The sequence below is a fragment of the Azospirillum griseum genome (assembly GCF_003966125.1).
Classification (GTDB): Bacteria; Pseudomonadota; Alphaproteobacteria; order Azospirillales; family Azospirillaceae; genus Azospirillum; species Azospirillum griseum.
In genome coordinates this window covers 1-10809 of sequence record NZ_RXMA01000058.1, presented here as the reverse complement: position 1 = coordinate 10809, position 10809 = coordinate 1, and the positions used below count along the sequence as shown (strand labels likewise).

Sequence of the window (10809 nt, the reverse complement as noted above, 5' to 3'; positions counted from 1 at the left end):
CTTCAAGGCCGGACACATGACCGCACCCGACCTTTTCGCCAAGTCAGTTCTCTTTTCCCTTGCGCCGCAGCGGTCGTCCACACATGACCGTGCCGATCTTCATGATGGCCCTGGTCAAACCGATGGTGCGGATAAACAGATTCATGGGGGTCTTCTGGGCGGCGAACTCATGCGCGCCCCGCGTGCGGACTTTGAAGCGCGCGGGGTTGGTTCGGCGATGGCGCTCTTCAGAGCAGATCGCGCCAAATCAGAATCGACTTTACGCGAGAATCTGCTCGACAAATCAAAGCTTAGAGCGCCGTTGTGCTTCACATTTCAGGCGCGGCGCTCAAAAAACGCACGCCGCGCATACACATGAATTCAAAGTCGGCCTTTTGTCGTCCATAGGGGCGTCCCAGAAAGTCCCGCCCGCCGAACCGGTCGCGGAAGGCCGCTGACACACGCAGGTTTGTCAGGAACCGGGCTTCAAACTGGGGAATTGCGGCGTCTCGACACCGGAGGTTCCACTCCCTCCGGTTACGCAACCGACGACGGCGTCATCAACCGTCGGCGTCCGCCAAGGCTTACGTTCTTGGGCGGCGGTGGCTTTCAGTGGATCGGTCGAGGGTGTGTTCGCGGAAGTCGACATCGTTTTCGCATCTTACAAATGAATTTTATCGCTTGAGAAAGATTTTAGCAGCAACGCGTTCGTCGCGCCAGAACTCATTCGCCATTTTACCGCCTGCCGACGGTCCGATCAACCGCATGCACTATCAAAAGTTTGCTTTCGCAAAATCATACGATTTGTTTCCACGCAACGGGTTTGGGAATCAGGCATAGAACCAAGCTGTGTAGTTAAGCCTTGACCACGCGCCGGCGACCGCGTTGATCGGTTCGACGGCATGCTCCGCTCCGGTCTGCGGATCAAACAGAATGAGCCGATTGCATATCGGCTCGATACTGTCGATTCTGCCATTGAACCGGCGCAGCAGGAACCGTCCGGCGAAATCTATTCGCCATCCTTCGTGCAGGTACATCACCATGCACAGAGTGCGGTTGGGCACGCCGTCGCTGTGCCAGCGCAGAAAATGAGATTGGTTCAGCAGCTTGAGATTAATTTCTCCGGTTTGATGAACCGGCTGGCCGGTCGCGGCCGCCAACCATGAAAGAAAAGCAGAACCGCGCAACAGTTGGCGAAACATCAAATCGGTCAGGATTCCGGGTTCCATTTCCTTTCCCGGCAGTGGACCGCGATACATCTTTTCGAAAATGAATCGCATGTCGTCAGACGTGGCGTTGAATTCCGCCTCGCCTACCCAATCCTTCTTGCTGCGCACTTTATAGACAGTCTCCAACTGACCGTCAGACAGCAACACCCGCCGAATAGTCGCAAGGCGCACCGGATCCAGAAAATCGTCGATCACAACAAGATGTTCGGGATCTCGACGGAAATTCGAAGCGTAATCGGCCGTCGCTTCGGATGTCAGATGCTGTGGCTGAATCCATTTCATCAGCGCCGCTGATTCCAATTTCGCGTTTCCCTATGCCGCTGCGTGCTCTTGCCAAAACAGACACAACGCTGTCAAACATTGCGGATGAACGCAACTTCCAAGATCTCCCAGTCCTATCGCTACCGCATGTCCGGCCTGACCGTGGCGTCGGAGATTCCGTTGCCCGGTGCCGTTCCCCAGGCTGCGGACGACGCCGTCCCGGTCGACGCCGTATTCCGGTTGGGCGACGTGCCGGAACGATTGGATAATCCCCACCATTTCGGGCCGGAATGGTTCGCCGATGATCAACAGTTTTTGCTGAACCTGCCGGACGTCGGTCGCTTCACGGCGATCAATGGACGGGAAATCGTCATATCCCCCGCCCCCGGCATGACGGTGCGGGACGCCTTGCCTTTCGTGGTGGGGACCACCTTCTCGGCGCTGCTGTATCAGCGCGGGGGGTGGTTGCTGCACGCCTCCGCCGTGGTTCATCGCGGGCGCGCCTTCGCCTTTTGCGGCGACAGCGGGGCGGGCAAATCCACCTTGGCCGCCGCCCTGTGCCGCATCGGCTGCGATTTCGTCACCGACGACGTCTGCGCCGTCGATCATCCGACCGGGTCGGCCCCGCTGGTGCGACCGGACGGGCGGATGCTGCGGCTGTTCCCCGACAGCATCCGCCGCGCCGGGCTGGAGGACGCGGTCGGCTCGCCGGTGCGCATGTCCATCGACAAGTTCCATGTGACGCCGCCGACGCAGGCACCCGACGCCGCGCCGCTGGCGGCGATCTATCTGCTGGGCGACGCTTCCCCCGCCCGTCCGCCGGGCATCGAAGAACTGTCAGGAGCGAACGCCGCGCAGGCGCTGTTGCGTTTTTCCTATCGCCGACGGCTGGCTCTGGCCTATGCGGGACAAGGGCGTCTAGCGCTGCGCACCGCCGCCCTGCTGGCCCATGTCAAGGTTCACCGCCTGATCCGCCAACGGGACCTTGCAAGGATCGAGGAGACCGTCGCCGCCTTGCAGGTCCATTGGAATGATACGGCGGGTTAAGGCGAAGCCATGGCGACGGTTCCCCCCGGTCTGGTCTGGCTGGCCTCATATCCCAAATCCGGGAACACTTGGGTGCGGGTCTTGCTGTCCAATCTGACGGTCGGCGGCAACGCCCCGGTCGACATCAACAAGCTGCCCGACGATGATAATCCGATGGGACGGCGGCGCTTCACCGACGACACCCTGGTCGACCCCGGCTTGCTGGACCGGCGGGAGTTGGAGCGGATGCGCCCGGCGTATCACGATTTCATCGCCGCGCAACTCACCACCGCATTCTTTTGCAAGACCCACGACCGTTTCTCCAACCGGGACGGCGCGCCGTCGTTGGGTTCGGCGGCGCGGGCGGCGCTTTACCTGCTGCGCGACCCGCGCGACGTCGCGGTTTCCCTGTCCCACCATTTCAACCAGTCCCTTGACGCCGCTGTCGCCATGATGGGCGACGGTGAGCAGATTTTCGGCGGCGGTCGGCAAATCCGCTACCTGCTGGGAGACTGGGGCTGCCATGTGACGGGGTGGATCGAACAGCGGCTGATCCCGGTCAAGGCCGTGCGCTATGAAGACTTGCGCGTCGATCCGGCGGCGTGTTTCGCCGACATTCTGGCCTTTCTGGGCGTTACGGCGACGGACGAGGAAATCCGCCGCGCCGTCGGCCATTCCGATCTGGCCGAATTGCAGCGTCAGGAAGCCGCCAGGGGCTTTGTCGAAAGCCTGCCCGGACAGGAACGTTTTTTTCGGTCGGGCCGGGTCGGCGAATGGCGGGAGGTTTTGGCCCCCCGCCACGTCGCCACCATCGAGGGTCGATTTGGCGGCGTGATGGAGCGGTGGGGGTATACGCTTTCAGCTTGAATATGTGTTAAGCGACGAATTTTAATGAGTGCGAATTGGATGGCTTCGTTCTGGAATGAGTGAATCGATGACCGAGAACCTGCACCGCGCCGACGATGTCTTCGCCGCCTCGCTGGAAGACGACACCTTGTTGCTGAACGTGACCACCGGGCGTTACCACGGGCTGAACCCGGTGGCGGCGCGCATCTGGGAGCTGCTGGCCGCCCCCATCAGCGAAGACCAGCTCATCGCTCAGTTGCTGGAGGAGTTTGAGGTGACGCCGGACGTGTGCCGCGCCGAGGTCGCCGCCTTCCTGGCCTCCTTGCGCGACCGTGGTCTGCTGAACGTCAACTGATCCGATGCGGCTGATCTGCGGCGTTCTGCGCCTGGACGGGCAAGCGGCGGAAGCCGCAACGCTGGACGCCATGGCGGCGGCGATGACCCATCCCGGCCTGTCCCCCGCTGTCGCGCGGCGTCTGGACGGCGCGCTGGGTCTGGCCGTGTTGGATTTCGCCTCGGCCGGGCCGGAAATTCCCGAAATCGACGGTCGGCTGGTCGCCGCCGACGCAAGGCTCGACCGCCGCGCCACAGCGGCGGAAACCGCGTTTGTCGAGGCGGTGGAGCGGCACGGTGCCAACTTCCCCGACCGGGTCGACGGCGATTTCGCCGTCGCGCTGTGGCGGCGCGACCGGGGGGAATTGCTGCTGGGGCGTGATTTCATCGGCGTGCGCCCGCTGGCGTGGACATGGCGGCCCGGCCGCTGGTTCGCCTTCGCCAGCCTGCCCAAGGGTTTGCATCGGTCCGGGCTGGCCCGACCGGATATTGACCAGGGCGCTGTCGCCGGCTTCGCCGCACAGGTATATTTTTCCGGTTCCGACAGCGTCTTTGCCGACATCGCCTGTTTGCGCGCCGGACACAGCCTGACCGTTCGGCTGGATGACCGGGCCGCCCCCGTCCCGCACCGCGCCTATCGCCCCGATCCGGCGCAGGTTGGCCGCTGGCGCGGCTCCCCGGAGGAAGCCGCCGCGACGCTGCGCCGCCTGATCACGGAGGCGGTGGAATCGCGCCTGCCCGCCACCGGCCCCGTGGCCTGTCATCTCAGCGGCGGGTTGGACAGTTCCGCCATCACCGTGCTGGCGGCCCGCGCGGCGCGGCGACGCGGCGAACGGACGCTGGCGCTCAGTTGGATGGCACCCACGCCGATGGGGCCAACGGAGTACGACGAACGTCCGCTGATCGCCGCCGTGCTGGAACAGGAAGGCGACCTGGAGCATGTGTTGGTTCACAACATCCTCCCGCGACGCGACCTCCTTGACGACGAGGATTGGCCGGGGACGCCGATCGGTGGGCACGACGACCAAATGGCGGCGGCGGCGGCTTTCGCCACCGACCGCATCCTCAGCGGCGTCGGCGGCGACGAGGGTGCCACGTACAACGGACCAAACCTTTACTTCCACCTGCTGAAGGCTGGGCGTTTGCGACAGTTGGCGCGCGAATTGCCCGCGCGCGCGCGTTCCGACGGGCAATCGCTGTGGCGCGCCGTGCGCGGTCGGCTTGTATCGCCCTTGGTTCCCCGACCCTTGCGCATGCTGCGTCGGCGCCTCAAGGGTTCTCCGATGATCGCCGACCCGAAAGCCGGGCTGGGCCGCTATCTCACCCCCGCCGCCAGGGACGCTGCGGCGGCAAGGCGCCTCAAACCGATCCTGACCGACAACAGCGCGCAAGAACGGACGCGCGCCTTCGCCGACCATCACATCCCGTCCCGCTGCACATATTACGCCGTGATGGCGGCGCGGCACGGGCTGGCCGTCACCTATCCGCTGCTCGACCGCCGCGTGGTCGATTTCATGCTGTCGCTGCCCAACCACCTGTTCCTGGCCGACGGACAGAGCCGCCAGCCGTTCCGCCGCGCCATGCGAGGGATTCTGCCCGACATCGTGCGGCTGGCCAAATACAAGGTCGGCATGGGAGACGACTGGTACATCCGTTACGCCGCCATCAAGGCGGAATTGCTGATGGAACTGGAAAGCCTGCGGGGGCGGGCGACGGTGGAGGCGATCTTCGATCTCGACGCCGTCCGCGACGGATTGTCGCTGCTGCCCGACCCGGAAAACGCCGAGGCCGTCGCCCGCGCCCGCGCCGCCGAAGGCGTCAATCCGTCGTCGCCGCGCTGGCCGCCGTTCATGGCGGTGCGCGCTCTGGTCATCGCCCGCCATCTCGCCCGGTTGGAACAGGAAAAGGATCAGTCGAACCGCGCCAGTTCCACCTGACCCGGCGGGGCACCGCGCCCCAGCACCACGGCATCCCCCAGGCTCAGCCATGCGTGAGCCTCAATGCCGTCCGCCCCGCGCCCGGCGCTCAAATGCAGCCGACCCGACAACCCGCGCCGTCTCAGCATCGCCCGCGCCGCCAACGCCTGCGCCAGGCACCGAAACCGTTGCGGCGACAGCCGGGCGGCGCGTCGCACCGCCGCCGCCACCTCGAACCCGCGCCGCAAATCAGCCGTCGACGCGTTCGCCCCGCCCCCATCGCCACCGGCCAGCCGATGAAAAGGCGTCGCCCGCACGGCGACCGCCGCCAGAGTCAGCCATGCCAGCGCCTCCAACACCCGCAAGCGATGCGCCCAACGTTTTCTCATCCAGGCCAATCCGGAAACGCTCAACCGTCCGTGCGCCGGATAACCAGACACAGACTGTCGCGTTTGTACAGCAAGGCCGTGTCCAGATCTCCCGACAAGCCTTCCGTCACGCACGGCCCTCCCGGTTGACGTTCCACCGTATAGCGCCGTCGACCTTCGGCGGCGGGAACAGCGCTGCAAATCCGCCCCGGCGTGACGATGAAGCCGTATTCCGGATTGGTGATGCAGCTTCGCCGATCCTCGGTCGAAAGGGCGACCATCATGCCGGCGGTAAACGCCAGAGCCGGGGTGAACAATTTCGCATCCTTCACGGTGAACGCCGCTTCGCCCTGCGGCGGAAAGTCATCGGCGATGGCTCTCACCAACTCCGGCCCGTCGCGAAACGGGGGTGCAAACGATTCCATCGAACCATCCATGGATTTAACCGCAAGAACAACCAAGGCGGCCACGGCCATGGCGTTTGCTGCCTTCTCGCGGACCGTCGACGTGGCCATAACGGTGACGAAACCAAGAAGAGGAAATACAAGAAACACACCGAGAAGATACAAGAACATGAAGCTTGCGAGCGGGGATGTGGCTTTCACAAAGAAGACAAGACTCCCCACCGAACCAGCCAATACCAAAATTCCGCTATCAACGTAAAGACGTCGGCAAGTTTCCAGGCGATGCGCTGTCGCCGCCCCGACCAACGCGATCAGCCACCACCAGCCGGAAACCGATTTAAACTGTCTGAAGTAAAACCCCGCGACCTGACGAATGGTCGAGTGCGGCGCGCCGACCGGAGGTTCGAATCCCGCGAGAATCACCCGCACGACGTTTCCAGGCGGATGGATAATCATGTCAACGATGATGGGAAGCGCAAAAACCGCGCTTATCGCCGCCACGCCGACCCAGGCGGCAAGGGGGAAACCACGACCGGTTTCGCGATGGCGCGCACGCCGACCCAAGATAACCGCGATCATCCAAACCGGCGCAGCCGCCGGGATCGTCGGGATGTACCCATGCACCAGGGTGGCCGCTGAAAAACTGCAGACGAGCAAGCCGAAGGCGTCGCCACGGCACGTGGCCAAGGCGGCCACCATGAACGTCACAAACGGCAACACCACCAGTTGGGGTCCCCACATGGTCGTCAACGACTGGGTTGCGTTGATCTCGATAACGACAAGGATCGTCGCCACGATGGCGGCGGAGACCGCGATTTTGTATTGAGCGCCTTGCCGCAACAGCAACCGCAAAATCAACGACGCCAACAAACATGAAAACATCGCTGCGCAAAGAAAACCCCGATCAGTTGACCGCCAAAGCGCGAACCCGTTAAATTTTCAAAAAGCAGTTCGCCGAGGAGGCGCACGTCGAGAAAAAATGGTCCAAGGTGATAAAGCCCATATTCGGTGTCGAATCTAAAATACTCGCTCGTGTGATGTCCTGTCAGCAGCCAATGCTCGCGCCCTTGCTCAATCAACAAAATATCAAGAGCCAAATCTCCGGACAGAAATTGATTTCTGGAAAGCATATCACTATTCGCAATAGACAAAAACGACATAACAACAGAAAAAACGGCAACAGAAAACAAACACAGGTATGCATTGCCATGAAATATGGCATTGATATCTCTTGGTTTTCTCATTTCATAAAATCTTCTGACAGCGACGTCAGAATATCCAGAAAATTTACCATATTTATATTTTTAACAGACCACAGCGAAGGCAAAGGGCAGCCCTCGGCGCTCCGCATCTGATGCTGGCCGGGAATAGGTTCCGCATTCCATCATGCGAATGCATGACGATACACTTTCTTTCTTGCTCCGTGTTTTTCAGTGCCGAAGTGTGATCGTCCATGTTTAATCTAGGTGCCGAACGTTTTCGCTTATGCGCAAACCCGTGTCGTTACCCTTCTGCCAGATTATTCGCTTCTTTTGAGACTGTCCATGTTGAACCTGAGCCGATCATCCTTCGCGCCGCAGGCGTTGGTCTTGAATCCGGCGACGGCGGCGCGGCTGGACGCCCCCGCTGGACGGGCCGCTTACCTGCAATTGCGCACGCTGGCTCCGCGGCGAAGCTGGCGGGCGCAGCATCTCTTCCCCGACGGGGAGGGCAGTGCCCTGTTCCTCGGCGCACTGCATCTGCTGGGCGGCGGTACCCTTGGCGCGCTGGAGCCGGTGACGACGACGGCCTTATGGCGAGCGGGGTTGCTGCTGTCGGCACAGGAACGCGCCAGCCTGCCCAAGGAGATCGAAGGCGCAACCGCCGAGGTGGAAACAGCCGACGCCCCGCCCCGCCCCTGGCTGCCACCGGAAAACGCCGGAGCGACCCTGTGGCGCCGACTGTTTTCCGACTTTGACCGCCTTGCCGCCGGGCCACCGCATGATCCGCCCCCGGGGGCCATCGCCGACTTCGCCGCCGGCCTGCCCGCTTGGCTGCCCGGCCTGCTGCCCGCCGACGACGTCATCGCCGCTGCCGCCGTCTGGCGGTCGCTGTGGCGCGCCGACCTGCTCCGCTCAACAGAAAAGGGACGCGGCTACACCATCAACAACGATCCGCTGGGCCGCGCCCTGCTCCGTCGGCTGACCCCGACCATGGAGAAAGTCGTCGGGCACCCCTTGCGCCAAAGCTATTCCTTCGCCATGCACTATGAGCCGGGTGCCGTTTTGCCGATCCATGTCGACCGGTTGCACTGTCAATACACGCTGTCCCTGCTGCTGGATTACCTGCCCGCCTCGCCGGATACGCGCAGCGCGGCTTTATCAGACGGGCGCAGTCCGTGGCCCCTGGAAGCGGAAATCGACCCAAACGGCCCGATGACCCGCTACTATCAGGCACCGGGGGACGGCCTGTTGTTTCGCGGGCGCGAACTGCTGCACGGTCGCCCGCTTCTGGCCGACGGTGCGCGGTCGCTGGTGTTGATGCTGCACTGGCTGGACGCAGATTTCCCCGACGCCGATATGGATCGCTCATGAACAGTCCGCCGCTGCAACCGCTTCATTAAACGCTGAATGAACCATTTCGCTCTCGAACTTCCTTGTCGGTTGGCCGCCATGGGACGGCGGCGCGCAGCGTCCGCTCTGGCGCTCAACGCCGTTGCCGGCCTGACCGAGGGCATAGGCGTGCTGGCGCTGGTCCCCTTGCTGAAACTGCTGGGAATCGGCGACGGGGCGGTGCCGCTCGATCCGTGGGTTTTCGCCTTGGTCCTTGCCGGTTACGTGTTGCTGGTCGCCGCCACCGCGCTGATCGGTCGGGCGCGCAATCTGACGGTGCAGGCGCTGACTTTGGAATTCCTCGACCGCCTGCGTGCCGACCTGCACGCCGCTGTTTTGACCATGGAATGGCGCGCCTTCCACCAGCGCCGCGCCGCCGACCTGCAACAGGTGATGACCGGGGAAATCGGCCGCATCCACGGTGCCGTCACCGCGCTGGGCGACATGCTGGGCGCGGCGCTGGCCATGGCGTTTCTGGCCGTCGCCGCCGTCTTGCTTTCCCCCGCCCTGACCGCAGCGGCGCTGACGGTGGTGATCGTCGCCGCCTTGGTCACCCGCGGACTGGGGGCACGCGGCTGGCGGCTGGGTCGGGAACTGGGCGTCGCCAATCAAGCCGCCATGGCCGATCTTGTCGACAATCTTGCCGGGTTGCGCCTGATTAAAATTTTCGCCGCCGAGAACGCCCGCGCCGCCGTCCTGTCCGACCGCTTCGCTGTGGTGCGCGACAATCAGCGGGCCTATCAGCGCGCCCAATCCGCCGAACGGGCGGTGTTGCAGACCGTCGCCGCCGCCGCAGCAGCGGGCGGGATGTATCTCGCCGTCTTCGTCCTGCGCCTGCCTTTGGCCGAAGCCTTGACCTTGATGCTGGCCTATGGCCGGTTGTTGCAGGCGGCGCTGCGCTGCCTGTCCGGCTGGCGGCGGCTGACCGGTCTTTCCGCCGCGCTCATCGCCTACGACGAAACCCTGGCCGCTTGCCGCGCGGCGTCCGAACCCGCAACGTCCGGGTTGAACCCGCCACCACTGACCTGCGCCGTCCGCCTGTCCGACGTCGTCGTCCGCCACGAAGGACGGGATCCTCCGGCGCTGGACCATGTGGACGCGATCATTCCTGCTGGCAAGGTCACGGCGCTGATCGGCCCGTCGGGAGCGGGCAAGTCGACGTTTGTCGATCTCGTCATCGGCCTGACTGCCCCCGATGCCGGACACGTGACGGTGGACGGTGCCTTGTTGACACCGGGGCTGCGTCGGGCGTGGCGGAGCGCGACCTCGGCTTGTCCGCAAGACCCCTTTCTGTTCAACGACACGCTGCGCGCCAATCTGTGCCTCGCCCGCCCCGACGCCGACGACGCCGCGCTGTGCGCGGCGCTGGAGGATGCGGCGGCGATCGACTTCGTCCGTGCCCTGCCCCATGGGTTGGACACCGCAGCGGGCGACCGGGGCTTGCGGTTTTCCGGCGGCGAGCGCCAGCGGCTGGCGCTGGCCCGCGCCCTGCTCCGTCGCCCGGCTCTGCTGGCGCTGGACGAGGCCACCGCCTCGCTCGACGACCAAACTGCGGCGGCCGTCGCGGCGGCCGTGGATCGCCTGCGCGGCGAATGCACCGTGCTGGTCGTCGCCCATCGGCTCAGCGCCGTCGCCCACGCCGACCATGTGCTGTTGCTGGAGGCCGGGCGCATCACCGCCGCCGGAACCTGGGAGGAGGTGCGGGCGCAGGCCGGGCCGCGCCTCGCCGCCATCGGCATGCTGGACGACGCCTGATGCGATCGCGGTCGTTAGGAATCACGCCAAATTAAGTACGTTGTTTTCCGCCCGGGGAGCGATGGTGTAGTTCCACTCTGGATGGAAGTCGTTTGGGGTTA

General features: G+C 63.9%; 11 protein-coding genes. 7 read left to right on the top strand and 4 right to left on the bottom strand.

Annotated elements, in window-relative coordinates; all coding sequences use genetic code 11:
* Positions 1 to 358: hypothetical protein (locus tag EJ903_RS25655; RefSeq protein WP_210211568.1), on the top strand; the 358-nt coding region annotated here is incomplete at its 5' end.
* Positions 359 to 809: 451 nt separating this feature from the next.
* Here EJ903_RS25655 and EJ903_RS25650 read toward each other — a convergent pair.
* Positions 810 to 1508, bottom strand: coding sequence for a 2OG-Fe(II) oxygenase (locus EJ903_RS25650; protein ID WP_126620716.1), 699 nt, complete (start codon positions 1506 to 1508; stop codon positions 810 to 812).
* 66 nt (positions 1509 to 1574) lie between these two features.
* Between EJ903_RS25650 and EJ903_RS25645 the strand changes: the two genes are divergently transcribed.
* The 4 genes from EJ903_RS25645 to EJ903_RS25630 all read left to right on the top strand — a co-directional run bounded on the left by EJ903_RS25645 (position 1575) and on the right by EJ903_RS25630 (position 5611).
* The gene (locus EJ903_RS25645) at positions 1575 to 2516 is read left to right on the top strand and encodes a phosphoenolpyruvate carboxykinase (ATP) (RefSeq protein WP_126620715.1); all 942 of its coding nucleotides are present in this window, start codon (positions 1575 to 1577) and stop codon (positions 2514 to 2516) included.
* A 9-nt stretch (positions 2517 to 2525) separates the two neighbouring features.
* Positions 2526 to 3362 (top strand): sulfotransferase domain-containing protein, encoded by an 837-nt coding sequence (locus tag EJ903_RS25640; protein ID WP_126620714.1) that lies wholly within the window; start codon positions 2526 to 2528, stop codon positions 3360 to 3362.
* A 67-nt stretch (positions 3363 to 3429) separates the two neighbouring features.
* Complete coding sequence (locus tag EJ903_RS25635) at positions 3430 to 3696, top strand: HPr-rel-A system PqqD family peptide chaperone (RefSeq protein WP_158628016.1); 267 nt, start codon at positions 3430 to 3432, stop codon at positions 3694 to 3696.
* Between the two features lie 4 nt (positions 3697 to 3700).
* On the top strand, positions 3701 to 5611 hold the full coding sequence (locus EJ903_RS25630) for an asparagine synthase-related protein (protein ID WP_126620712.1): 1911 nt from the start codon (positions 3701 to 3703) through the stop codon (positions 5609 to 5611).
* On the opposite strand, the gene EJ903_RS25625 is transcribed toward EJ903_RS25630, so the two are convergent.
* The 3 genes from EJ903_RS25625 to EJ903_RS25615 are packed head-to-tail and all read right to left on the bottom strand — an operon-like array spanning position 5584 to position 7606.
* Positions 5584 to 5979 carry a lasso peptide biosynthesis B2 protein gene (locus tag EJ903_RS25625; protein WP_126620711.1) on the bottom strand — a complete coding sequence of 132 codons (396 nt, stop codon included), beginning with the start codon at positions 5977 to 5979 and terminating at the stop codon, positions 5584 to 5586. The genes EJ903_RS25630 and EJ903_RS25625 overlap by 28 nt on opposite strands.
* Before the next feature lie 20 nt (positions 5980 to 5999).
* Positions 6000 to 7229 carry a hypothetical protein gene (locus tag EJ903_RS25620; RefSeq protein ID WP_126620710.1) on the bottom strand — a complete coding sequence of 410 codons (1230 nt, stop codon included), beginning with the start codon at positions 7227 to 7229 and terminating at the stop codon, positions 6000 to 6002.
* Positions 7217 to 7606, bottom strand: a complete 390-nt coding sequence (locus EJ903_RS25615; RefSeq protein ID WP_126620709.1) for a hypothetical protein — start codon at positions 7604 to 7606, stop codon at positions 7217 to 7219. The genes EJ903_RS25620 and EJ903_RS25615 overlap by 13 nt, the downstream gene beginning before the upstream one ends.
* 300 nt (positions 7607 to 7906) lie before the next feature.
* On the opposite strand from EJ903_RS25615, the gene EJ903_RS25610 reads away from it, so the two are divergent.
* Complete coding sequence (locus EJ903_RS25610) at positions 7907 to 8935, top strand: hypothetical protein (protein ID WP_126620708.1); 1029 nt, start codon at positions 7907 to 7909, stop codon at positions 8933 to 8935.
* Between the two features lie 78 nt (positions 8936 to 9013).
* A complete protein-coding gene (locus EJ903_RS25605; protein ID WP_158628015.1) occupies positions 9014 to 10708 on the top strand; it encodes an ATP-binding cassette domain-containing protein in 1695 nt (564 codons plus the stop codon).
* Positions 10709 to 10809: the final 101 nt, after the last annotated feature.